Genomic DNA, 24,753 nt, shown 5'->3' on the forward strand with positions numbered 1-24,753 from the left:
CCTAGTGCGTGGGCTCAGAGGCTGTCTTGCGCGCGTGCACGCAAAGAAATTTGTTTGACGTAGGCTTTGGGCGACTGGCCGGTGTGCTGGCGGAAACAGCTGTAGAACGCCGACAGCGAATTGAACCCGGCGGCAAAGGCCAGTTCGTCGATGCGCACCGGCGGCGTGGCGCTGTCCAGGGCCGCGAGCAGGTGTTGCAGGCGTGCCTGGTTGACGTAGCGATAGAAGCTCTGGCCCAGCACCTGATTGAGCAGATAGGAGATTTGATTACGGCTGTAGCCGCACTCCTTCGCCACCCGCTGCAAGTCGAGTTCAGGGTCGAGATAGGGTTGCTGGTGCTGGAAGTACTGCTGCAAGTCGTCCGCCATGAAACTCAGCTGACGCGGCGACAGGCCGAGTCGACTGACCGCGGGCCGTTGTGGCCCGGTGGTTTTACTGGCGGGCTGCTCGTGCACCAGGGAGGCGTATTCGTTGACCCGCCAGATCAGTCCGTCGCGCACGGTGATCGCTTCACTGGCGCGGAACGACACCAGGCCTTCACCGCCGCGCAGGGTGATGCGGTACTGGATGAACGCGGTGTTGCCGTCCAGGCGAATGCGATCGGAGTGTTCCAGCGCCTCATCCGGGTCCCTTGGCATGCTGTTGCGTACGTATTCGCGCAGTTCGTCCAGGCCCATGACCCGGTTCTGGAAAAAGTCGCTGTATTGAACATCGGGGTGGTACAGCGCCATGACGCCATCCAGGTCCCGGTGTTTCCAGCGCAGGTGATAACGCATGACCGTTTCGCCCGTGGCCTGGGTTTGCTGCGGGCCATCATCCTCGGCGTGCATAGGCATCTCGACGAAAAGCAACGAGCTTGCCGAACTTCTGCCGCCGCTTCAATGAGCAACGGCAGGCACCCCATCATCGAAGATCAGCCAGGACGTGCTCTGGACCAAGAAAACAACCGGCAATCGCCAAACGGACTGAAAAAAACACATGATTTTCACATCCGGGTGCTACTTTTAAAGTCTGTCACCGGTTGAACCAACGAAGGTTCTTCCCACCTACCATGAGCTAATGGAAGCGCTCGATGAAGAAGGCGGGCAACATATGAATAAAGGCTTCAGTAAGGTCACCTTTCCAAACGCCTGCCAGCTGATGCGCTGGCATTTTCATCCCATGGGTTTCGAGGCGAGCATGGATGCCCCGGGCAGCATGATTGCCCGCCTGTTCGATCGAGCCACTGGCGAGACCATGATCGCCATTGCCGGTATACCTTGTGCAACCGTCATGAATGCAGCCGATGTAGAGCGAATAATCGAAGCCGTCGAGGATGAGCTGGAAGCGTTCGTTCCCCCGGTGGCCCTAAGGAGCTATGCCTGAAGGCCGAACCTCACGAAAAAGCCCACATTTTGTGGGCTTTTTGTTGGCCGGGATATAAAGCCTCAGGCTGAGCTCTTGCAGTCCCGGTGATCGACAAAAAACGCCTTGCCCTTGCCGATGCGGTCTGAAGCCTTGGGCATATTCACCGCCTGGGTATCCTGGGCATCGACGTACCAGTAGCAATGGCTGACGGCCCGGGTAATGCCGACGTAAGCCAGCCGCAGGATCTCGTCCTTCTGCGCGGTGTCATACGGCTCGCTGTCGCCGGCCTTGCCCAGGCCCGCCATGCGGTAGACCTGGTTCTTGTACGGTGAACTGGTCAAGTGCTGGCAGTCGCCGAGCAGGAACACGGCATCGGCCTGCAAGCCCTTGGCGCTGTGATAGGTCAGTTGTTTCAGGCGCCGGGCTTCGTACGGCAAGCTAGAATCTACATTAACTACAGGCTGAATATGCTGCTCTATCAATAACTTATCGCTGCTTTTTCGATATAACATCAAGATTGAATCGCCCTTGCGGTAATGCTCCATCAAGCGCTTGGCCATGCCCTGATCGTCACGATCCAGCACGTTGACCGGCCACAACTCCTTGGGCGCGCCGCTGGCCCTGGCCTTCTTGCCGGGGATCGCTGGCGCGGCGCGGACGATGTGTTCGGCGGCGTCGATGATGTGTTGGTGGCTGCGATAGTTGTCGCTGAGCATGACCCGGGTGGTGCTCGGCGACGAAAACTCCTTGTTGAACTCCATGAAATAACTCGGCGAACTGCCGCGCCAACCGTAGATCGACTGCCAGTCGTCCCCCACGCAGAGCAAAGACGAGCGCTGCGCACCACGCCCGACGTGCATGGCCGGGCCACGACTGCGGATTTCGGCCAGGCTGGCGCGAATCCACGAGACGATCTGCGGCGAGACGTCCTGAAACTCGTCGATCATCAGGTGCGAAAGCGGCCGCAACAGCTCGTCGCTGAGGAGCTTGAGGTTTTCCGGGGAATGTTCGCTGAACAAGGCGAACATCCGGTTGTAGGTCATGATTGGCGGTTTCTGCTCGAGCAGATGATCTTCCAGCGCTCGCCAGAACAGACTCAATGCCTCGAAGAAAAACCGGTCCGGATCGTCCTTGGCAAAACTCATCTGGCTGACGGCGTTCGGTACATCCAGGCCAAGGTTCTCGATAAACCCGGCGGCCGCGACGAAACAATCGAGCAGTGGCGCGGACGCGAGCTCGCCCTTGACCTTGTAATCAAAGCCTGGCCCGGCACTGGCATCGCCGGCCAACGAGGCCAGTACACGCTTTGATGACTCGTAACTATCCAGCCAAATCAATGGCTTACGACAGAAAGCTTGAAACAGTGTGCGCTTTACAGCCCACTCTGCACGGACCGTCAGCTTGGCGTTGGGACGGCTGACCTGCGGGTTTTCCCGAGGATCGAAACCCAGCACGACCCAGGCGTCCAGGGACGGAATGTAGCCGTGGCAATGAAAGGTCGAGCCGTTGATATCGAAGGTCTGGCGATTGGGCTCGATACCTTTGATCGGCCAGGCGCCCGCGCGAAACCACAAATCCTCGACGAAGTCGCACAGTTCCTCATCACGTTTGGCGGCCAGTTCGGTCACGGCCATGCGTTTTTGCACATCCGGATGATCGCGCTCCAGCTCCCTGAGCTGCAAGGCGTGGCGTGACAAGGGTTTGATCAGTTCACGGAAACGCTCATCGCCGGTGTGCAAGGCGTGATAACAGGCGTTCAGTTGCTGGCGTTGGGCATCATTGATGCGCAGGTCGAATGGATTGCTATCGACGTCCTCCTCGCCGTTTTGCCCACGGAAACTGAGGTTTTCAAAGGCCTGCAAGCGTTCGAAGCCGGGCAAGCTGCGGACCATCGGCAGAATCCGCGAGTGGAAAGTGCGCACCAGGTCGCGAGCGTCCTTGAGGTTGAGCGTATGCCCCCAGAGCGCGAACAGTTCGATCAACTTGTTGATGAAGTCCTTGCGTGATTCCCGGGTGAAGGTCACCACCGTCATCGAGCTCAGCTCAAAGCCCAGATAATGCGCCAGCAGCACGATCCGCAGCACCAGGGTCGTCGACTTGCCGGCACCGGCCCCCGCGATCACTGAAGTCGAAGGCGTGTCACTGAAGATCATCTTCCACTGGGCGGCGCTGGGCTGGGCGTGTGCCGGGAGCAAACGCGCGACGTCGGCCTTCATGCGTTTCTTCAATTCCGCGTTCAATGGCAGGCGCCAGTCGTCGAACAGGTGTTCGTCGATGCCGGGCGGACGATGCTCGGTGGAACGCGAGTCGCGAATCAGCAGGACCTGCCGGCCTTCTTCCAACCCTTCGAGCTTGCCCTCTTTATAGCCGTATTCCACCCCCGCCATATGGCCGCTGCGAAAGCCGTCGGCCTGGCCATGCAACCAGGACGCGCGGTGCTGGGCGCGCAGGCGCGTCAGGCCATGGCCGAAGAACCGGGCGGCCAGGCGCTTGAGCAGCGGCATCTCGGCCAGAGGACGAAGTTCAGGCGGAAGATCGGGGGTGTGTTGCGGCACGCGGACGGACTCCAGGGTCTGAGGCTGTTGAGGGCTATGGTGTCTTCATTTGCCGTTGAGTTCTAGTGAAATGCTTATGACTCATTGGCTTATGCGAAGAACTGAAAGCAGGATGATAATGTTTCGAGGCGATTTTCTATCAAGTAAATCGATTGTTATGCAGCACTTTTTACGCTTTTTTTCGATCCTTGCCTGCTGGATGATGCCTGTCATCAACCACCGGTCTCGCTTCATGGCCCCGGCCTGCCGCCCCATGACGAACCTTTCAGGAGACGATCATGCTTGAACTCAGACCTTTCAACTCGCTCGGTGGCGCTCACCATGGCTGGTTGGATGCGCATCACCACTTTTCGTTCGCCGAGTACCATGACCCCAAACGCATGAACTGGGGCAACCTGCGGGTCTGGAACGACGACGTGATCGCCCCTGGCACCGGCTTCCCGCAACACCCGCATCGCGACATGGAAATCATCACCTATGTCCGTGAAGGGGCCATTACCCACCAGGACAACCTTGGCAACAAGGGCCGTACCGAAGCCGGTGACGTACAGGTCATGAGCGCGGGTACCGGGATTGCCCACAGTGAGTACAACCTGGAAGCGACGCCGACCAAGATCTTCCAGATCTGGATCATTCCCAACGAATCCGGCCTGGCGCCGTCCTGGGGCGCCAAGCCGTTCCCCAAAGGCCAGCGTGAAGGTTTCGTGACCCTGGCCAGCGGCAAGGCGGGCGACGATCAGAGCCTGCGCATCCGTGCCGATGCCCGGCTGGTGGCGGCGAACCTCAAGGCCGGCGAAACCGCCGAGTATCATCTGGACAACGGTCGCCGTGCCTACCTGGTGCCGGCAACGGGGGTCATTGAGGTCAATGGCTTGCGTGCACAAGCTCGAGACGGTGTCGCGGTGGCGCAAGAATCCCTATTGCGCGTGACGGCCATCGAGGACAGTGAAATCGTGTTGGTGGACCTGGCCTGATCCAGTAAACGCCAGACAAAAAAGGGGCAACCGTGATGGTTGCCCCTTTTTTTATCCGTCTCGGTGTAGCGAGGAGGCTTGCCTCCTCACCACAGGTCCCTCAGTCACTTGGCGGAGATGGCGCCATCCACGAGGGTTTGAGCTTCGGCCACCAGTTGCTTGAGGTGCTCATCGCCGATGAAGCTTTCCGCGTAGATCTTGTAGATGTCTTCGGTGCCCGACGGACGCGCCGCGAACCAGCCGTTCTCGGTCATGACTTTCAGGCCGCCGATGGCCTGGTCATTACCCGGGGCGTGGCTGAGGATGCTCTGGATCGGCTCGCCCGCCAGTTCGGTCGAGGTGACTTGCGCCGGCGACAGCTTGCTCAGCAGGGCTTTTTGCTCCGGGTTGGCCTTGGCATCGACCCGCACCGAGAACGGCTCGCCCAGCTCATCGGTCAAGGCACGGTAGGCCTGGCTTGGATCGCGACCGGTGCGAGCGGTCATTTCTGCCGCCAGCAGGGCCGGGATCAGGCCGTCCTTGTCGGTGCACCAGACGCTACCGTCCTTGCGCAGGAACGAGGCACCGGCGCTTTCTTCGCCACCAAAGCCCAGGGACCCGTCGAACAGGCCATCGGCAAACCATTTGAAGCCGACTGGCACTTCGTACAGGCGGCGGCCCAGGCGCTTGGCCACGCGATCGATCAAGCCACTGCTGACCACGGTTTTGCCCACGGCCGCATCCGCACGCCAGTGCGGGCGGTTCTGGAACAGATAATCGATCGATACCGCGAGGTAGTTGTTCGGCGCCAACAGGCCGCCGGACGGCGTGACGATGCCATGGCGGTCGTGGTCCGGATCGCAGGCGAATGCCACGTCGAAACGTTCTTTCAGGCCGATCAGGCCCTGCATCGCGTAGCTGGACGATGGGTCCATGCGAATCTGGCCATCCCAGTCGACGGTCATGAAACGGAAGGTCGAATCCACCTGTTTGTTCACCACCTCCAGGTCCAGGCGGTAGTGCTCGGCAATCGCCGACCAGTAGCGCACCCCTGCTCCACCCAGCGGATCGACACCCAGGCGCAGCTTGGCGTCGCGGATGGCATCGAAGTCGATCACGTTGATCAGATCGGCAACATAGGTATTTAGGTAGTCATGACGATGGGTGGTGCTGGCCTTCAGGGCCTGTTCGTAGCTGATGCGCTTGACGCCGGCCAGCTTGTTGGCCAGCAGCTCGTTGGCCTTGGCTTCGATCCACTTGGTGATGTGGGTATCGGCCGGGCCGCCATTGGTCGGGTTGTATTTGTAGCCACCGCTTTGCGGCGGGTTGTGGGACGGCGTGATCACAATTCCGTCGGCCAGCCCCGAAGTACGGCCACGGTTGTAGCAGAGAATCGCATGGGAAACCGCCGGGGTCGGGGTGTATTCATCGCCTGCGGCGATCATCACCGTCACACCGTTGGCGGCGAGCACTTCAAGGGCACTGGCGCCGGCCGGGGTGGAGAGCGCGTGGGTGTCGATGCCGACAAAGAGCGGGCCGTCGATGCCCTGGGCTTCGCGGTACAGGCAGATCGCCTGGCTGATCGCCAGGACGTGCCATTCATTGAAACTCAGGTCGAACGAGCTGCCCCGGTGCCCGGACGTGCCAAAGGCGACGCGCTGGGTGGAGATCGAAGCATCAGGCTGGCCCGTGTAATAAGCCGTTACCAGTCGCGGGATGTCGACCAACAGTTCTGCCGGTGCCGGTTTACCCGCAAAAGGACTGAGTGTCATGCAAAACCTCTGGAATAGAGTGGTTCAGGGATAGGAGCGCAGTTTACTGGCAGTTTGACCATAGTGCGATGGGATCGATCCATGAGTGTGGCCGATGTTTTTCAACCGTGCTCAGTCAATGGCTTCCAGACGCAGGGCATCCCCCAGCAGGCCCAGTGCTCCGGCGAGGTCATGCTCGCTGGCAAAGGTATGACTCAGCCGCAGATGTTGAGCATGCAATCCCTGGAGGCTGAACAGCTCGCCTGGCGCGATCACCACCTGATGTTTGAGCAGGCGCTGAAACACCCGACGCACATCGACGCGGCGCAGCGAACTCACCCAGATGGTCGAGCCGCCCTGAGGCTCGACGAAGTGCAGTGCATCACCCAGTCGCTCTTGCAGCAACTGGGTCATCAGCGCCTTGCTGTCCTTGAGCCGGCGCCGCAGCACCTGCAAGTGATGGTCGATACGACCGTTGCTGTACAGGCGCGCAATGGCTTTCTGGCGAATCGGTGATAGGCGGAAGGCGCGCAACAGAAAGTGCCGTTGTAATTCGGCTCCCAGGTGACGCGAGAGCAGATAACCGAAGGGCGCCTCCGGGCCGATGATTTTTTCGAAGGAGGAAAACACGATCAGTCGTTCGGCCGGCAGCAGATCGCGAAAATGCAGACCTTCAGGCTCGAACCCCAGCTCGCCGTAACAATCGTTTTCCAGCACCTGGCAGTCATGGCGCGCCAACAACTGCGCAACGGCCTGGCGATTATGGTCGGGCGCCCGGCTGCCCCGGGGCATGTTCACCCCGGAGGACACCATGACCAGTCTTACCTGCTCGGTTTCAAGCAGCGCTTCGAGGTGTTCGAGATTCAGCGCTCCGTTGGCCAGCAGCGGCCATTCGATGACTCGCACGTCGGCATCCTGCAACAGGCGCAGCAATGCGCAGTCACACGGCGACTCGACCACCACCGTGGCGCCCCTGAGCGACAACACGGTGATCAGTATTTCCAATACACCACGCAGATCGGCACCAATGTAGACCTCATCGGCATGCCAGCAGCGCACCGGCGAAGAGGTATAACGCGCAGCCAGTGCGGTACGCAGTTCCAGTTCGCCGCACGGTTGTGAAGACGCTTGCGGCTGGCGCGGATACTGCCGCAGCAACTCCCTTTCCAGTAGCAACAGTGGGCTGTCGAGTGGCTGCAGCAAAGCGGGCTCATCGGCGCTCAGGTTCAGCGTGCCGGGGCGCCGCGCGTGGCTGTAGACCATTTCCAGCAGGTCGCTGCCACTGTAGAGGGTACTGATGGAAGGCACCGGCGTAGCGTAATAGCCTGACTTGGCCAATGAATAGACGCGCCCTTCCTTCTCCAGCAGCGAGTAAGCGTATTGAATGGTCGAGATCGATACGTTCAGACGCTGCGCCAATTGGCGCAACGATGGCAGGCGCACGCGTGCATCAGTGGCATGCTCGCTGATCAGGCTGGTCAGATAGCGGTACACCGCCTGATATGCAAAGTCGGTTTCGCGCGGACCTTTCATGGGCAAAAGCCTGTTTCAAAGCGTTTGAAGCTCACCTTCAGCGACCTGCCGACCATTCACCCGAGAGTGGGGCGTCGTCAGGTCCTTCAATGGCCTGCGCATCGGTGCCCGCCCACGCTGCTGCCCCGCCCCCTTGACTGGACACCGGCGCCATGCGGTAAAGCTGTCCGATCAGGCTGACAGGCAAGCCGCTGACGTCGATCATCCATTGCATGATCTGCTCGGCGACCGGCTGGCCCTGCATGGCCCGGTGCAGGTCAGGCAAGGCCACGAGCATGCCTGGATGGCACTTGCGCAGGAAGTGCTCAAGCCTGGCGCCATTCTTGGTGAAAGGCGCAAACAACAGGCACACCAGTTGCGCCTCGCTCAAACCAAGACTGAGTTGAGCCTCGGCCGCCGCTTGCGCGCGTAATTCGTCCAGCGCCGCCGGGTTGCCGAACGCCTCCACAGCCTGCTCGCACAGGCGTTCCGGCAGTTGTCGGCGATGCATCATCACCAAGGTGCGTTGCAGGTATCGGGCGACGCCTGCCTCGTAGGTCTGACCCTGCACGAAGCAGGCTTGCAAGCCTTCAATATGCGCGGCAATGCCCGGGCTGGCGTACTCGTAGTCGTTGAGTTGCCTCGTCAACGTGTCCGCCTTGAAACCAAGAAACTCCGACAACAACGGCCAACGTTCTTCCAGATTACCGACCAATATGTCGTGAATACTGATGAACGTGCTGCGCCGGCAAGCTTCAAACTGCTCGGCCGGACGCCAGGGCACCTGGCCGTGTTCGCCATAAAACGCCTGGTAGCAGTCACTTCCCAGCTCGTCGAGTCGCGCGAACAGGCAGCCGAACTCGGAATCGGGGTGGCTCGTCAATCCGATGCCGGCCTTGGTCGCCGCGCGGTTCAATCCCTCGATGAACTGCTTCTGCTGGCGTGGCGAGTCACCGCTGATCAAGGCGTCGACACCGTGGTTCCAGCGGGCGATTTGTCCATAGAACTCGCCTGTGGCCAGATAACCGTCATCCCAGAGTTCGAGCGGCTCGTCCGAGGTGCGGCGATGGCCGATCATCAACAGGTTCATCCGGTTGGACTCGCGACCGGCCTTCGATATGGGCGCGGCAGGGTCGAAGGGCAGGACTTCGCGGTTCTCGACCATCAACAGTTCAACCCTCGGGTCGTCATGGACGAACAACGCGCTGTAAGTGCGGTCGATGTTATCCAGGGCCGCTGAACTGGTGCTGTTCAAGCGCAACGTCGCCACCCGCAACTGGAATGTCGCAGGCGCCCGCGTGGCAATGGTCAGCTGTGCCGCACGCAGTAACGCCAGGGTGTAGCAACAGTCGCGGGAACCGGACTGGATAGCCAGTACCTTGTAGCTGCCCATTTGCTCCATGCCTCCGGCAGCCACCGCCAGGCGCTGGATCAATAACTGCAATGCGGTGCGTTCGGCACGGGAAAAGAAACTCAGTAAGCGTTGCAATACTTGTTGATAGACATTGTTCATGGCTTGTTCATGGATGTTGGTCATCTTTATTTACCTGATGCTTATAAGTCCGAAGCCGCGCAAATAACTGCGCGCACAGCGCAAGGGGTTGCCTGGAGATGAGTGAATTATCGGGAATGATAGCCAAATGCTAACACTTAAGTTTTCAAGCCAATATGCAGAAGGTTGGGTCGTTGCCAACGCGGCGAACGCCCTCTGCATTGACGAAAAGCCCTGCTGGCAAGGCTTCATCCGTTGGCGCTCGACATCCTAGGAAATGTCCGACAGCGTCCCACAGACGTTTATTACAAGAAATAAAGAAAGAAGTTGCCCCCGAATGTTCGGCAACCCTGTAACCGTGCAGTGTTTTTTGAATTAGTGGCAATGCTGTGCATCGAAAAGTATCGATCGGATACTTGGCCATGACTCATTCCTTGAGATGAAAGTAATCATTCAATTATCAAGGCTTAGATGCTGATTAGAAGCTACAGATAGTCAGCAAAAACCAGTTCAGTTGCTGAACCGGCCCATTGGCAGGCCAATGGGGTGTGTCATGTCGGAAAGTGCTGAAGGCAAAAAGTCCGTGAAGGCACGGACTTTTGCGGGAGCGTCAGGCCGGTTCGACCTGCAGGGCGACTCGTTCGCGGCATGGGCATTCGTCCATGTAGCGATGTGCCTCGACCACCTCGGTAAACGGGAAGACCCGAGTCTTGAGTGGCAGCAGAACGCGGTCCGCGGTCAATTGGTTGATGTCGCGCAAGGCACGTTGCAGTGCGACCTGGTCCTGGATGATGCCCAGTTCCGGCTTGCCGGTGAAGTTGCCGATGCAGTGTACAAAGAACTGAATGTTTTTCTGAAACGCCGCGCAAGCCGGGAACGGTGTCTGGTTGCCACCTTGCAGACCGTACAGCACCAGGCTGCCCCGAGGCGCCAGGACATCGCCAAGCAGCGACATCTGCGGACCACCGAGACCATCGAACACGACATCGACACCACGATTGTCAGTGATCTTGTTGACCCGAATCAGCAGGTCTTCTTCTTCGGTGACGATGACTTTCTCGGCACCCAGCGACAGCAGGTTTTCACGTTCTTCTGCGCTCTTGGTGGCAGCGATCACTCGCACGCCCAAGGCTTTGCCCAACTGAACAAAAGAAGGGCCTGCGCAGTGACTGGCATCGGTCACCAGGGCAAATTGCCCGGGTTTGACCCGTGCCAGATCGACGTAAGCGAAATAGGCGATCAGCAGCGGCGTGTAATGCACGCTGGCTTCAATCGGGCTGAGCACGTCGGGATAGCGGGTCAGCGATGTGCGCGGCAGCACAATCAAATCACCGTAGACCGGATAGTCGTTCGGGCTCTGGGCGGGGAAGCTGGCGACCTTGTCACCCACGGCCAGGTCATCGACACCTTCGCCGACGGCGGTCACGATACCGGCCATTTCCTGGCCAATACCGGAAGGCAGGCGAGCGTGGGACGAGGCCAGGTTCTGACGCCACAGCGTGTCATACCAGCTGATGCCAATGGCTTCGACGCGCACCTGCACTTCGCCCGGTGCAGGCAGAGCCGTCGCATGCTCTTCGCATTTGAGCACCTCGGCTGGACCAAACTTGTGAAAACGGATCGTGCGGGACATCGCAAACCTCGCCAAATAAACCTCTAATGCCTTGAACTCTAGCTGGGCTTTTAACCCAAGACTATCAGTGGCTATTAATAGTCGACATGCCTGTCATTGATTCCGCAGCAGCGGCAACATTGTCAAATGTCGTGAGAAACCGAAGCCGCATTTGTAGGAAAACTGAATTACTCGGTGCAGAGTACCAGCCTTTCCCCGTAATATTCTCGCTGGCCATTGTTCTCATATGGCCGCTCACGTCAAGTTTGCTGACTCTGCCAGGACTCCAGATGAATCGTAATGACCTGCGTCGTGTCGACCTGAACCTGTTAATCGTATTCGAAACATTGATGCACGAGCGCAGTGTGACTCGCGCTGCGGAGAAGCTGTTCCTTGGCCAGCCGGCCATCAGCGCCGCGCTCTCGCGTCTTCGCGGGCTGTTTGATGATCCGTTGTTTGTGCGCACCGGCCGCAGCATGGAGCCCTCCGCCCGGGCCGTGGAAATCTTCGCCCTGCTCTCGCCGGCGCTGGATTCAATTTCCACAGCGGTCAGCCGCGCGGCCGATTTCGATCCGGCCACCAGCACCGCAGTGTTTCGCATCGGACTGTCGGACGATGTCGAGTTCGCCCTGCTGCCGATGCTGCTCAAACGCCTGCGTGCCGAATCGCCGGGGATCGTACTGGTGGTGCGCCGGGTCAACTACATCCTGATGCCGGGGTTGCTGGCATCCGGCGAAATTTCCATCGGTGTCAGCTACACCACCGACCTGCCCGCGAACGCCAAGCGCAAAGTGTTGCGCCGCAGTCAGCCCAAACTGCTGCGTGCCGACACCGTGCCGGGGCCGCTGAGCCTGGATGATTATTGTGCGCGTCCCCATGCGCTGGTCTCGTTCGCCGGCGACCTCAGCGGTTTTATCGATGAGGAGCTGGAAAAGCTCGGGCGCAAACGACACGTGGTGCTCGCCGTCCCGCAATTCAACGGCTTGAGCACCCTCCTCGCCGGCACCGATATTGTCGCCACCGTGCCGGACTATACGGCCGACGCACTGACCGCTGCCGGCGGCGTGCGGGCGGAAGACCCGCCACTGCCGGTGCGCAGCTTCGAGTTGCACATGGCCTGGCGCGGGTCGCAGGACAATGATCCGGGTGAGCGCTGGTTGCGCTCGCGGATTCAGATGTTCTTTGGCGACCCGGATAGTCTGTAACGGAAGTCCACCCGGCTCAAAAAAACTGCTTAATGACAGAAGGTTAACGGCATATACCGGACCTCAAGAAGGCCTATGACGAACCGATGGTCGCCGGCGTTCAGCCAGAAGACAAAAACGCAAAGCCATTGGCACGCGCGAACCCGCAATCACCCTCCGGGGCACGTGCCATCTGGCTGCCCAAGCGCTTCGGGCACTTCTCTATCGAGATCCTGGTAGACAAGGTGTCTGGAGGCATTTGTCGAGACTGCATTTGCCTGGGAGATGCTGCGGTGAACGTCTGATTTCGGACAATCCGGTGCGCCCGGATCGACCTCGGTAGCTACCGCCACATCACCCACAGCTGTCGATCATGTGTTGGACGGTGATTGTGGAGTATCGGGATTGAGTTGCTGGCGTCTGAATTGTCCAGGTGGCTGACCATGTATCTGGCGAAAGCGTCGGGAGAAATAAGCCTCGTCAGCGAAGCCGCACAACCTCGCCACCTCCCCCACCGGTCGTGTTCCATTGAGCAGATAATTGCGCGCCGCGTGCATCCTGCGCTCGAGCACCAGCTCAGTGAAGGTCTTTCCGATTTCCTTGCGCAACCAGTGCGTCAGATAGGTCGGAGACAGGTAAGTCGCAGCAGCCACCTTGATCAGGTTGAGATCGGGGTCGGCGATGTTCTTGCGCAAGTATTCCGACATCCTGCTCAGCGCATTGCGTCGGCTGACTTCGGCGGCATTCTCTTCGGCCAACCGTTTGAGCGGCTCGGCATACAAGGCACAAACACTCCCCACCAGTTGCAGCAACAACCCCTTGAGCATCTCACGAGTGCCAAACTGACGGTTCTCATCCAGAACTCGCATCTGTTCGATCAGGGCACAGACTTTGTTGAAGTCCTCATCGGCCAGAATGAAATCCAGATGTTCCTGGAAACGGAACGGTGACAACTCCGGGGCCAGCAGAATCGAGACTTCCTCCAGATCCATCGGGTCGCACTGCAAATGCGGCAGCAGGAAGGTCTGGGAAAAATTGATCACCATGAAATTGCTGTCGGCCGGATGCGGAATCACGTGCACGCGATGGGGCAGGATGAAGGCCAGTGTATTGCGTGGAAACGGACGTTCGACGTTGCCGATGTGCTGCACGGTATCTCCACCGAGGTTGACCTGGATCTGGAAGTACTCGTGACGATGCGGACTGGTTTCGGCTCGCCGTCCCTTTTTGTCGCGGATGTAGAAATCCGTCAATTCGCTGCGTTGCTGCATGACGTAGGTGGGTACTCGACTCGGTGACGACATTTCCTGAGGATCCTCGACAGGTAAGTGGACAGGTTGTCGTCGCGTCGCGATGCAGGCGGCGACCGCAGTGATTGTGAAGGCAGACACCGCTGGCTTCAACACGTCATAGGATGACAACAGAATACAGGGAATTAATTGTATCTGTGAGTGATGTGTCGTCCGTCCAAAAAGCCATGAGCACACACAAAATATTATTTATTTAAAAAACAATACCTTATGAAGAATATGAGGCAGAACTGTGGAAATGAGCTGATTTGATTTTTCTTGGACACCTGCATTAATCGATGTTTTCAGGAGAAAAAACGATCTAACGCCTCCATTGATTTAGAGATGTTGTACGACCACTGTGACAGGCAATGCAGCCCGACCCTTCCAAAAACAATCAAAAGGTGCGCACGTGATGAGCCTGTTTTTTTCCCTCGCCAACCCTCCCCCGACCGAGTCTGTCCGAAGGCGTATCTGAGCGCCTGACAGCAGCTGTCCGCGCCTCTCATTCAAGTAGCGATTGCTCTGCCCCGACACTGGAGGCACCGGCTTCGGCTGCGCGCGAACATCTCGATTCTTCTAACAATAAAAAGGTCTACTCATGTCGAACTCGCAAACATCCCCGTCCACCGCGCCGTCGGTGAGCGCTGGCGCCCGTGACGCCCTGTTGCCTCAGCGACTGCCAACGCGTCGGCGCTGGTTCATGCTGTCATTGCTGCTGATTGCGACCATCATCAACTACATCGACCGCGTAAACATCTCGATTGCCGCGCCGTTCATGGCCAAGGACCTGGGCCTGGACAAGATCGAAATGGGCCTGATCTTTTCCGCGTTTGCCTGGACCTACGCACTCGCCCTGGTGCCTGCCGGGTTCATTGCCGATCGCTTCGGTTCCCGATTCACTTACGGGGTGTCGCTGATCAGTTGGTCGACGGTCACCGTGTGCCAAGGCTTTGCCACAGGATTCGCTTCGCTGTTCGGGCTGCGCCTGGCCGTCGGTGCCATGGAAGCTCCAGCGTTTCCGGCCAACAGCCGTGCGGTGACGGTATGGTTCCCGGCCCGCGAACGGGGCCTGGCCAGCAGCATTTACGTGTGCGGCCAATATCTGGGCACGGCTCTGTTTACCGGCGCACTGTTATGGCTGGCCACGACCTATGACTGGCGCCATGTGTTCTACAGCACCGGGATACTCGGCATTGTGTTCGGCGTGATCTGGCTCTACGTGTACCGCGATCCGCTGAGCTGCAAGAACGTCAGCCAGGAAGAACTGAAGTACATCGAAGCCGGGGGTGGACTGGTCAAGAGCAGTCAGGAGCGCACCCGGTTCAACTGGAGGCAGATCGCCGAGCTGTTCAGCTATCGGCAAATCTGGGCGATTTGCATCGGCAAGTTCGCCAGCACCTCAGCGTTGTACTTCTTCCTGACCTGGTTCCCGACGTACCTGATCGAAGAACGCAAGCTGACCATAATCAAGGCCGGGATCTTCGCGGTGCTGCCGTTCGTGGGTGCAACGGTCGGCATTCTGCTGGCCGGCATCGTCTCCGACTTGCTGATACGCCGTGGTTACTCAATGTCCTTCGCTCGCAAGTTGCCATTGGTGGTCGGATCGATGCTGGGTATGTCGATTGTGCTGGTGAATTTCACCGACTCGAACGTGATCTGCATTGCCGTGCTGACCATAGCCTTCTTCGCTCAGGGAATCGCTTCGTCGTCGTGGGCGGCCGTATCGGAAGTTGCGCCCAAGGAACTGATCGGCCTGACCGGCGGGGTCACCAGCCTGGCCGCCAATATCGGCGGGATCGTCACCCCGATCGTGATTGGCGGCATCGTCCACGCGACAGGTTCGTTTGCCTACGCCTTCTGGTTCATTGGTGGCGTGGCGTTGATGGGCACCTTGTCTTATTCATTGCTGCTCGGTCGCCTGTATCGCATCGAACTCAAGGCGCGCTGAGCCAGGAAACCGTTTTTCTCCAACACGAGGCGGCTTTCGTCCAACTTTGCAAAAGATTGCCGCCGTACGCTGACGCTTCAAACAGGACGACTACAAAAATGATGATGACCGAGTATGTGTTTACCCCGGATCTGCCCGTGACCTTGCCGGTTGCCGGCAGCCAGCAGCGCTTTCCCATTGGCCGGGTATTTTGCGTCGGCCGCAACTACCCTTGGCCAGACACCCAGGGCCAGTCCCGCCAGCCGCCAGTGTTCTTCATGAAACCGGCGAGCAACGTGGTGGATGCGGCGGGTGAAGTGACTTTCCCGCCATTGACCGAAGAGTTCGTCCACGAAATCGAATTGGTCGTGGCCATCGGTGAAGGCGGCGCCAATATCCCGGAGAGTCAGGCGTTGGCCTATGTCTGGGGCTATGCCGTCGGTCTTGATCTGACCCGTCGTGACGTCCAGCGCGCGGCCAAAAGCAATGGTTTGCCGTGGGAGGGTGCCAAGGTGTTCGACGGCGCCGCGCCGATGACCGCCATCGTGCCAGTGACTCGCGCCGGACACCCGGACGGCGATTTGTGGCTGAACGTCAACGGCCAAGAGCGCCAGCGCGACAGCCTCGACAGCCAGATCTGGTCGGTCAGTGAAATCATCAGCCGCATCTCGCAATCGGTAGCGCTCCGGGCCGGTGACTTGATCATGACCGGCAGCCCGGCAGGCGTCGATGTGCTGCAACCAGGCGACGTCATCAATGCCGGGATCGACGGCATCGGCCAACTTGAAATGCATGTCGGTCAGCGACCTTGAACCCGGCACACGCCCTCGCGAATCGAGAATGGAGATAACAACATGAACAGTCCTTTGAAAGTGGCTCTGGTCACCGGCGCCGGTAGCGGAATCGGCCGCGCCGTGGCCCTGGCGCTGATGGCAGACGGATTCACCCTGGTATTGGCCGGACGCCGGCCAGAGCCATTGCAGGCATTGGTCGAACGGGCACAGAGCGAGGGACACGACGCGTTGGCGGTGCCCACTGACGTGCGCGACCCGGCCAGTGTCGATGCACTGTTTGCCACCATCACCGAGGTATACGGACACCTCGATGTGGTGTTCAACAACGCCGGGGTCAACGCTCCTGCGGTGCCGTTGGATGAGCTGACGTTCGAACAGTGGCGGAACGTGATCGACACCAACCTCAATGGCGTATTCCTCTGCGCCCGCGGTGCCTTCGGGCTGATGCGCCGGCAACAGCCACAGGGCGGACGCATCATCAATAACGGCTCGATCTCGGCACATACCCCACGCCCCTTCAGCAGCGCCTACACCGCCAGCAAACACGCGGTGCTGGGGCTGACCAAATCCCTGGCCCTGGACGGCCGGGAATTCAACATCGCCTGCAGCCAGATCGACATCGGCAACGCCCTGACCGACATGTCGGTGCGCATGACCAAAGGCGTGCGCCAGGCCAACGGCACCATCGCCGTGGAGCCGATGGTGGACGTCAAGCATGTGGCCGATGCCGTGCGCTACATCGCCGGTCTGCCGCTGGAGGCGAACGTCCTGAACATGACCGTCATGGCCAGCGCCATGCCGTTTGCCGGTCGTGGTTAAACCGGCCTTTTTATTCCGCTACGCGAGGTTTACATGAAGCCAGAAGTCTTGCAGCTCAGCCCGATCCTGATCCCTGAAATCAACGCGCGGCTCGATGAGCTGTTTACCGTCAGACGCTACTTCCAACAGACCGACAAGCAGGCTTACTTGCAGGAACACGGGGCGAACATTCGCGGCGTGATCACCGGCGGCCATACTGGCATCAGCCAGGCACTGATGGCGCAGTTACCCAAACTGGAAGTGGTGGCGGTCAATGGCGTCGGCACCGATGCGGTAGACCTGGCTTACGCCAGGGATCGCGGGATCCGCGTAACCGCGACCATTGGCGCGCTGACCGAAGACGTCGCCGACCTGGCCATCGGATTGTTGATTGCCGTATGCCGGGGTCTGTGCACCAGTGATCGTTATGTGCGTTCGGGGCAATGGCCCCATAGCCCGACACCGTTGGCCCCGTTGCCGTTGGCGCGTCAAGTGTCGGGCATGCGCATAGGGATCGTCGGCATGGGCCGGGTCGGCCGTGCAGTGGCGACCCGGGCCGCGGCGTTCGGCTGCCCGATCAGTTACACCGATCTGCAGCCGATGAACGATGTGAACCACACTTTCATTGCCGATCTGAAGCAACTGGCCAGCAACAGTGATGCGCTGATTCTCGCGGCCGCTGCCGACAAGGCTGAAGCCATCATCAATGCCGAGGTGTTGCAGGCGATGGGCAAGGACGGGTATCTGATCAACGTGGCGCGCGGCAAGCTGGTCAACGAGGTCGATCTGGTGGCGGCGCTGGCCGCTGGTGAGATCGCCGGTGCGGCGCTGGATGTGTTTGTCGATGAACCGAACGTCCCCGAGACATTGTTCGGCAACGAGAAAGTGGTACTGCAGCCCCATCGCGCGAGTGCGACGCTGCAGACCCGCACGCGAATGGGAGAGATGGTGGTGGCGAGCCTGGTGGACAGTTTCGCCGGGAGAATACCGCAGGGTTCCGTGACTGACTGAAGCCTGGCCACCGAGGGGACGTTGCGCTCCCTCGGTGGCTCGGTGTCAGATAAACAGATCGACGCCCGACTGCTGCCGATTCAGGTTGGGCGGCACACTGAAAACCATCCGCAACCCTCTTGGTCTCTGTCAGAAATCGCCATTCGCAATCGCTCGCACAGGCGGGGCATGCGGCGGCATCGACAGATTTTTCCGACCTCAAAACACCGTCCTGGAGCCCTGTCAAAACGTTCTTTGGCGATCCGGATAGTCTGGCTTGAATGCTTTGTGAAGGCATCTGACGCCTTCGCCGACAAGCCAGTTCCTACGTTAACCCTGCCGATAAAAAATCATGTGAACGACGCCAATTCTGCAGGCGCTGGCTTGCCAGCGATCGGCGCGACCCGGTCCCAGGCCAGACTGTTGCGTTTGTGGCAACACAGAATTGCCATCAACCGAATTGATCGGTACCTGACTTGAGGCGCAGGCTAGAGAGCTGACTGAAGCTCTCCTATCATTCCGAATGATAGTTATCTTCGCCCCGTTCGATTCGTCCGCTCCAGGCCTGCCGCGCATCATTCGCCAATCTCAATACATTGGCGGATGCATCCATGGAACAGTCACTCAAACATTTGCGCTTCCCATTGGCCCTGTTGGCCGTCGTGGTGATGAGCGCCTGCGGCAAGGCTCCGCAAACTGCCGCCGCCCCGCCCGCTGCCAAGGTCAGCGTGGCCAAGGTGCTGGAGCAACCGGTCAACGAGTGGGACGAATTCACCGGTCGCCTGGAAGCGCCGGAAACCGTCGAGATTCGTCCACGGGTTTCCGGTCAGATCGATGAAGTGGCCTTTACCGAAGGCGCTCTGGTGAAGAAAGGCGACCTGCTGTTCCAGATCGACCCTCGTCCATTCCAAGCAGAGGTCCGCCGCCTCGAAGCGCTGGTCGCCCAGGCCCGCGCCAATGCCACCCGCAGCGAAAACGAAGCCCAGCGCGGTGAACGCCTGCGCACCAGCAACGCGATTTCCGCCGAGCTGGCCGATTCGCGCACCAGCGCCGCTCAAGAAGCCCGCGCCGCCGTCGGTGCGCTTCAAGCGCAACTGGACCTGGCCAAACTGAACCTGAGTTTCACCCGCGTCACCGCGCCCATCAGCGGTCGTGTCAGCCGTGCGGAAATCACCGCCGGCAACCTGGTGACCGCCGATACCACGCCACTGACCAGCGTCGTTTCCACCGACAAGGTCTACGCCTACTTCGACGCTGACGAGCGCGTGTTCCTCAAGTACACCCAGCTCGCCCGCCAGGGCAAACGCGGTGCCACCACTCCGGTCTACATGGGCCTGTCAAACGAAGACGGTAACCCGCACCTGGGCCAGATGAACTTCGTCGACAACCAGGTCAATCCGAAAACCGGCACCATCCGTGGTCGCGCCGTCTTCGACAACAGCGACGGCAGCTACACCCCGGGTCTCTATGCGCGCCTGAAACTGGTTGGCAGCGGCACCTACAACGCCATGCTGATCAACGATGAAGCGGTCGGCACCGACCTGGGCAAGAAGTTCGTGCTGGTGATGGACGCCGACAACAAAACGGCCTACCGCGCAGTCGAGCTGGGTCCGAAGATCGAAGGCTTGCGCATCGTGCGCAACGGCCTGAACAAGGACGACACCATCATCGTCAAGGGCCTGCAGCGGGTACGACCTGGTTCGCCTGTCACCCCTGAAGTGATCCCGATGGCCAGCGAGCAAACCCTCGCGGCCCTGGCACAACAACGTCAAGCGCTGGAAGCCAGCAACCTGCCTCAAGTCGCGCCTGCCAAGGTCGCGCCGGGTACGGCTGTGAAGCTGGCTGCTGCGACTCCACGCGGTTAAGGGATAACGACTCCGATGAATTTTTCCCAATTCTTCATTTCACGGCCGATCTTCGCCGCAGTGCTGTCGCTGCTGATCCTGATCGCCGGTGCCATCTCGCTGTTCCAGTTGCCGATCAGCGAATACCCGGAAGTGGTGCCGCCGACCGTTGTGGTCCGCGCCAACTTCCCCGGTGCCAACCCCAAGGTCATTGGTGAAACCGTGGCCGCTCCGCTGGAGCAAGCGATCACCGGCGTCGAGAACATGTTGTACATGTCCTCGCAGTCGACCGCCGACGGCAAGATCACCCTGACCATCACCTTCGCCCTGGGTACCGACCTGGACAATGCGCAGGTGCAGGTGCAGAACCGCGTGACCCGGACCGAACCGAAACTGCCCGAAGAAGTGACGCGCATCGGTATCACCGTGGACAAGGCATCGCCCGACCTGACCATGGTCGTGCACTTGACCTCGCCGGACAAACGCTACGACATGCTTTACCTGTCCAACTACGCCTTGCTCAACATCAAGGATGAGCTGGCGCGCCTGGGCGGTGTCGGTGATGTGCAATTGTTCGGCATGGGCGACTACTCGCTGCGGGTGTGGCTCGATCCGAACAAGACCGCTTCGCGCAACCTGACCGCTACCGATGTGGTTACCGCGATCCGCGAACAGAACCGCCAGGTCGCCGCCGGTGCACTGGGTGCGCCGCCTGCACCGAACGCCACCGCGTTCCAGCTGTCGGTCAACACCCAGGGTCGCCTGGTGTCCGAAGAAGAGTTCGAGAACATCATCATTCGCTCCGGCGAAAACGGTGAAATCACGCGCCTGAAAGACATTGCGCGCGTCGAGCTGGGCTCCAGCCAGTACGCCTTGCGTTCGCAACTCAACAATCAGCCGGCGGTGGCGATCCCGATCTTCCAGCGTCCGGGCTCCAACGCCATCGAGATCTCCAACGAAGTGCGCGACAAGATGGCGGAGCTGAAGAAAAGCTTCCCGGAAGGCATGGACTTCAGCATCGTCTATGACCCGACGATCTTCGTGCGCGGTTCCATCGAAGCGGTGGTTCACACTCTGTTCGAAGCGCTGATCCTCGTGGTGCTGGTGGTGATCCTGTTCCTGCAAACCTGGCGCGCCTCGATCATTCCTCTGGTGGCGGTGCCGGTGTCGCTGATCGGTACGTTTGCCGTGATGCACCTGTTCGGCTTCTCGTTGAACGCCTTGTCGCTGTTCGGCCTGGTACTGGCGATCGGTATCGTGGTGGACGACGCGATCGTGGTGGTGGAGAACGTCGAACGGAACATCGAACTGGGCCTAAACCCGGTCGAAGCGACCAAGCGCGCCATGCGTGAAGTGACCGGGCCGATCATCGCCACGGCGCTGGTACTGTGTGCGGTGTTTATCCCGGCGGCCTTCATCTCCGGGTTGACCGGCCAGTTCTACAAGCAGTTCGCCCTGACCATTGCGATTTCCACGGTGATCTCGGCCTTCAACTCGCTGACCCTGTCGCCGGCATTGGCCGCCGTATTGCTCAAAGGTCACGATGCGCCGAAAGACCGCTTCTCCAGACTCCTGGACAAGGTGTTCGGTGGCTGGCTGTTCCGCCCCTTCAACCGCTTCTTTGAAAAGGCCAGCCATGGCTATGTCGGCACCGTTGGCCGCGTGATCCGCAGCAGCGGCATCGCCCTGCTGCTGTACGCCGGCCTGATGGTCCTGACGTTCTTCGGTTTCTCCAGCACCCCGACCGGTTTCGTCCCGGCGCAGGACAAGCAATACCTGGTGGCGTTTGCCCAGTTGCCGGACGCCGCCAGCCTGGATCGCACCGATGCAGTGATCCAGCAGATGTCCGAGATTGCCCTCAAGCAACCCGGCGTCGCCAACTCGGTGGCCTTCCCCGGCCTGTCGATCAACGGTTTCACCAACAGCCCCAACGCCGGCATCGTGTTCACCCCGCTCAAGCCGTTTGACGAGCGCAAGGACCCAAGCGAATCGGCCGGTGCCATTGCGGCCGCGCTGAACGCCAAGTTCGCCGACATCCAGGGTGCCTACATTGCGATCTTCCCGCCGCCGCCGGTACAGGGCCTGGGCACGATCGGTGGTTTCCGCCTGCAAATCGAAGACCGGGGCAACCTGGGCTACGACGAGCTGTACAAGCAAACCATGAACATCATTGCCAAGAGCCACAGCGTTCCGGAACTGGCCAACCTGTTCACCAGCTACACCGTGAACGTGCCGCAGGTCGACGCTGCCATCGACCGGGAAAAAGCCAAGACCCACGGCGTGGCCGTCAGCGACATCTTCGACACCCTGCAGATCTACCTGGGTTCGCTGTATGCCAACGACTTCAACCGCTTTGGTCGCACCTATCAGGTCAACGTTCAGGCTGAACAGCAGTTCCGTCTTGAACCGGATCAGATCGGCCAGCTGAAAGTACGCAACAACAAGGGCGAAATGATCCCGCTGGCGACCTTCATCAAGGTCAGCGACACCTCGGGCCCGGACCGCGTGATGCACTACAACGGCTTCATCACCGCTGAAATCAACGGTGCGGCAGCCCCCGGCTACAGCTCTGGCCAGGCCCAGAAAGCCATCGAGAAACTGCTCAAGGATGAACTTCCAAACGGCATGACCTACGAATGGACCGACCTGACCTACCAGCAGATTCTGTCCGGCAACACCGCGCTGTTCGTGTTCCCGCTCTGCGTACTGCTGGCGTTCCTGGTGCTCGCGGCGCAATACGAAAGCTGGAGCCTGCCACTGGCGGTGATCCTGATCGTACCGATGACCCTGCTGTCGGCCATCACCGGGGTGATTGTGTCCGGTGGCGACAACAACATCTTTACCCAGATCGGCTTGATCGTACTGGTGGGCCTGGCGTGCAAGAACGCGATTCTGATCGTCGAGTTTGCCAAGGATAAACAGCTGGAAGGTCTCAACCCACTGGCCGCGGTACTGGAAGCCTGCCGCCTGCGTCTGCGGCCGATCCTGATGACCTCCTTCGCGTTCATCATGGGTGTGGTGCCACTGGTGTTCTCCAGCGGTGCCGGTGCCGAAATGCGTCATGCCATGGGTGTGGCGGTGTTCTCCGGGATGCTCGGGGTGACCTTCTTCGGTCTGTTGCTGACACCGGTGTTCTACGTATTGATTCGCAACTTTGTCGAGCGCGGTGAAGCGCGCAAAGCGGCCAAGGCCCTCAAACTTGAGTCGCAACTGGAGTCGCATTAATGAGCCTGAAAGCCTTCCTGCCGAGTCTCCTGGTACTGGCGCTGAGCGCCTGTGCCGTGGGCCCGGACTACAAGACCCCGGCCACCGAGGCGGCCCATATCACCACCGCCACCGATGGCGCGGCCGGTCAGAAGAACTTCGACCGTTCCCGTTTCGAAGGCATCTGGTGGCAGCAGTTCGAGGACCCGACCCTCAACCAGTTGGTGACCGAGTCCCTGAAAGGCAACCGCGACTTGCGCGTCGCCTTCGCCCGCTGGAAAGCGGCGCGGGCGATACGCGACGACGTCAGCAATGACGCCATGCCGACCATCACCAGCCGGGTCAGCAGTGACCTGGCCAAGGGGCAGATTCCCGGCCAGACCACCGATCGGGTCAACAGCGAACGCTACGACCTGGGCCTGGACATGGCGTGGGAGATCGACCTGTTTGGCCGCATCCAGCGCAACCTGGAATCGGCCAACGCCGAGCAACAAGCGGTCGAGGCCGATCTGTATCAACTGCAAGTCACCATGATTGCCGAACTGGTGGATTCTTACGGCCAGCTGCGCGGTGCGCAGCTGCGGGAAAAAATCGCCCTGGCCAACCTGGAGAACCAGCAGGAGTCGCGCAAGATCACCATCAGCCTGCGTGATGCCGGCGTGGGTGATCAGCTCGACGTGGAACGCGCCGACGCACGGCTGGCGTCGGTCGAAGCCAGCGTGCCGCAATTGCAGGCCGAACAGGTTCGGCAGAAAAACCGCATCGCCACCCTGCTGGGTCAACGCCCGGACAAGTTGAGCGTCGACCTGAGCCCCAAGGAATTGCCGGCCATTGCCAAGGCATTGCCCATTGGTGATCCGGGCGAACTGCTGCAACGTCGCCCGGACATTCGCAGCGCCGAACGCAAACTGGCTTCGGCCACGGCGCGCATCGGCGTGGCCAAGGCTGATCTGTTCCCGCGGGTCAGCCTCAGCGGCTTCCTTGGTTTCACCGCCGGGCGTGGTTCGCAGATCGGTTCCTCGGCGGCCAACGCCTGGGCGCTTGGCCCGAGCATCACCTGGGCGGCGTTCGATCTGGGCAGCGTCAAGGCCCGCTTGCGCGGTGCCGACGCCGACGCCGAAGGCGCCCTGGCGAGCTACGAGCAACAAGTCTTGCTGGCCCTGGAAGAATCGGAGAACGCCTTCAGCGATTACGGCAAACGCCAACAACGGTTGATTTCGCTGATTCGCCAGAGCGAATCGAGCCGTTCCGCTGCCGACCTCGCCGAGATCCGCTACCGCGAAGGCACCGCCGATTTCCTTGTGTTGCTCGATGCCCAGCGTGAGCGTCTGGCGGCCGAAGACACCCAGGCCCAGGCCGAAGTCGACCTGTACCGCGGCATCGTCGCGATCTACAAGGCACTCGGCGGTGGCTGGCAGCCGGAAACGGTCGCCAGCAAGTAACCTTTTTCAAGCGCTCCTTTGGTTGGCCGCAACCAACCAATTCCTTTGCCCTGCGC

The 24,753-nt window shown here is 60.0% G+C and carries 18 protein-coding genes and 1 pseudogene; 11 read left to right on the forward strand and 8 right to left on the reverse strand.

All coding sequences use genetic code 11. The features are described 5' to 3' along the window. Nucleotides 1-14 precede the first annotated feature (14 nt). The gene (locus F7R06_RS05980; protein ID WP_090321503.1) at nucleotides 15-830 is read right to left on the reverse strand and encodes a helix-turn-helix transcriptional regulator; all 816 of its coding nucleotides are present in this window, start codon (nucleotides 828-830) and stop codon (nucleotides 15-17) included. Between the two features lie 262 nt (nucleotides 831-1,092). Between F7R06_RS05980 and F7R06_RS05985 the strand changes: the two genes are divergently transcribed. Beyond that, a complete protein-coding gene (locus F7R06_RS05985; protein ID WP_090327297.1) occupies nucleotides 1,093-1,365 on the forward strand; it encodes a DUF1652 domain-containing protein in 273 nt (90 codons plus the stop codon). A gap of 62 nt (nucleotides 1,366-1,427) precedes the next feature. On the opposite strand, the gene F7R06_RS05990 is transcribed toward F7R06_RS05985, so the two are convergent. Then, complete coding sequence (locus F7R06_RS05990) at nucleotides 1,428-3,902, reverse strand: UvrD-helicase domain-containing protein (protein ID WP_090321500.1); 2,475 nt, start codon at nucleotides 3,900-3,902, stop codon at nucleotides 1,428-1,430. Nucleotides 3,903-4,180: 278 nt separating this feature from the next. Between F7R06_RS05990 and F7R06_RS05995 the strand changes: the two genes are divergently transcribed. Then, on the forward strand, nucleotides 4,181-4,876 hold the full coding sequence (locus tag F7R06_RS05995) for a pirin family protein (protein ID WP_090321497.1): 696 nt from the start codon (nucleotides 4,181-4,183) through the stop codon (nucleotides 4,874-4,876). 104 nt (nucleotides 4,877-4,980) lie between these two features. Here F7R06_RS05995 and pgm read toward each other — a convergent pair whose 3' ends face one another. The 5 genes from pgm to F7R06_RS06020 form a co-directional block, all read right to left on the reverse strand. Then, nucleotides 4,981-6,627, reverse strand: a complete 1,647-nt coding sequence (gene pgm / locus F7R06_RS06000; protein WP_090321494.1) for a phosphoglucomutase (alpha-D-glucose-1,6-bisphosphate-dependent) — start codon at nucleotides 6,625-6,627, stop codon at nucleotides 4,981-4,983. A gap of 111 nt (nucleotides 6,628-6,738) precedes the next feature. Further along, nucleotides 6,739-8,139: an aminotransferase-like domain-containing protein gene (locus tag F7R06_RS06005; RefSeq protein WP_090321491.1), complete on the reverse strand. Its 1,401-nt coding sequence runs from the start codon at nucleotides 8,137-8,139 to the stop codon at nucleotides 6,739-6,741. Between the two features lie 37 nt (nucleotides 8,140-8,176). Continuing rightward, nucleotides 8,177-9,655 carry a hypothetical protein gene (locus F7R06_RS06010; RefSeq protein WP_090321488.1) on the reverse strand — a complete coding sequence of 493 codons (1,479 nt, stop codon included), beginning with the start codon at nucleotides 9,653-9,655 and terminating at the stop codon, nucleotides 8,177-8,179. A 121-nt stretch (nucleotides 9,656-9,776) separates the two neighbouring features. After that, a complete protein-coding gene (locus F7R06_RS06015; RefSeq protein WP_139204780.1) occupies nucleotides 9,777-10,034 on the reverse strand; it encodes a hypothetical protein in 258 nt (85 codons plus the stop codon). A gap of 186 nt (nucleotides 10,035-10,220) precedes the next feature. Next, the gene (locus F7R06_RS06020) at nucleotides 10,221-11,243 is read right to left on the reverse strand and encodes a zinc-dependent alcohol dehydrogenase family protein (RefSeq protein WP_090321486.1); all 1,023 of its coding nucleotides are present in this window, start codon (nucleotides 11,241-11,243) and stop codon (nucleotides 10,221-10,223) included. 269 nt (nucleotides 11,244-11,512) lie between these two features. Here F7R06_RS06020 and F7R06_RS06025 point away from each other — a divergent pair, with 269 nt between their 5' ends. Both F7R06_RS06025 and F7R06_RS31020 read left to right on the forward strand, forming a co-directional pair. Then, complete coding sequence (locus F7R06_RS06025; protein WP_090321484.1) at nucleotides 11,513-12,427, forward strand: LysR family transcriptional regulator; 915 nt, start codon at nucleotides 11,513-11,515, stop codon at nucleotides 12,425-12,427. Between the two features lie 56 nt (nucleotides 12,428-12,483). After that, nucleotides 12,484-12,703, forward strand: a pseudogene (locus F7R06_RS31020) (VOC family protein); the annotation flags it as partial. Between the two features lie 74 nt (nucleotides 12,704-12,777). Here the strand turns inward: F7R06_RS31020 and F7R06_RS06035 are convergent. Further along, on the reverse strand, nucleotides 12,778-13,710 hold the full coding sequence (locus F7R06_RS06035) for a helix-turn-helix transcriptional regulator (RefSeq protein WP_090321482.1): 933 nt from the start codon (nucleotides 13,708-13,710) through the stop codon (nucleotides 12,778-12,780). 586 nt (nucleotides 13,711-14,296) lie between these two features. Between F7R06_RS06035 and F7R06_RS06040 the strand changes: the two genes are divergently transcribed. The 7 genes from F7R06_RS06040 (at nucleotide 14,297) to F7R06_RS06070 (ending at nucleotide 24,697) form a co-directional block, all read left to right on the forward strand. Next, nucleotides 14,297-15,646 (forward strand): MFS transporter, encoded by a 1,350-nt coding sequence (locus F7R06_RS06040; protein ID WP_090321479.1) that lies wholly within the window; start codon nucleotides 14,297-14,299, stop codon nucleotides 15,644-15,646. A gap of 98 nt (nucleotides 15,647-15,744) precedes the next feature. Further along, complete coding sequence (locus tag F7R06_RS06045; protein ID WP_090321477.1) at nucleotides 15,745-16,437, forward strand: fumarylacetoacetate hydrolase family protein; 693 nt, start codon at nucleotides 15,745-15,747, stop codon at nucleotides 16,435-16,437. A gap of 42 nt (nucleotides 16,438-16,479) precedes the next feature. Continuing rightward, a complete protein-coding gene (locus F7R06_RS06050) occupies nucleotides 16,480-17,238 on the forward strand; it encodes an SDR family oxidoreductase (RefSeq protein ID WP_090321474.1) in 759 nt (252 codons plus the stop codon). A gap of 33 nt (nucleotides 17,239-17,271) precedes the next feature. Further along, nucleotides 17,272-18,228, forward strand: coding sequence for a 2-hydroxyacid dehydrogenase (locus F7R06_RS06055; protein ID WP_090321470.1), 957 nt, complete (start codon nucleotides 17,272-17,274; stop codon nucleotides 18,226-18,228). A 590-nt stretch (nucleotides 18,229-18,818) separates the two neighbouring features. Further along, complete coding sequence (gene mexE / locus F7R06_RS06060; protein ID WP_090321468.1) at nucleotides 18,819-20,072, forward strand: multidrug efflux RND transporter periplasmic adaptor subunit MexE; 1,254 nt, start codon at nucleotides 18,819-18,821, stop codon at nucleotides 20,070-20,072. A 15-nt stretch (nucleotides 20,073-20,087) separates the two neighbouring features. After that, nucleotides 20,088-23,276, forward strand: coding sequence for an efflux RND transporter permease subunit (locus F7R06_RS06065; RefSeq protein ID WP_090321465.1), 3,189 nt, complete (start codon nucleotides 20,088-20,090; stop codon nucleotides 23,274-23,276). Then, nucleotides 23,276-24,697, forward strand: a complete 1,422-nt coding sequence (locus F7R06_RS06070; protein WP_090321462.1) for an efflux transporter outer membrane subunit — start codon at nucleotides 23,276-23,278, stop codon at nucleotides 24,695-24,697. Before F7R06_RS06065 ends, F7R06_RS06070 begins: the two co-directional genes overlap by 1 nt. The last annotated feature ends 56 nt before the right edge of the window (nucleotides 24,698-24,753 follow it).

Source organism: Pseudomonas moorei (assembly GCF_008801475.1).
Taxonomy (GTDB): domain Bacteria; phylum Pseudomonadota; class Gammaproteobacteria; order Pseudomonadales; family Pseudomonadaceae; genus Aquipseudomonas; species Aquipseudomonas moorei.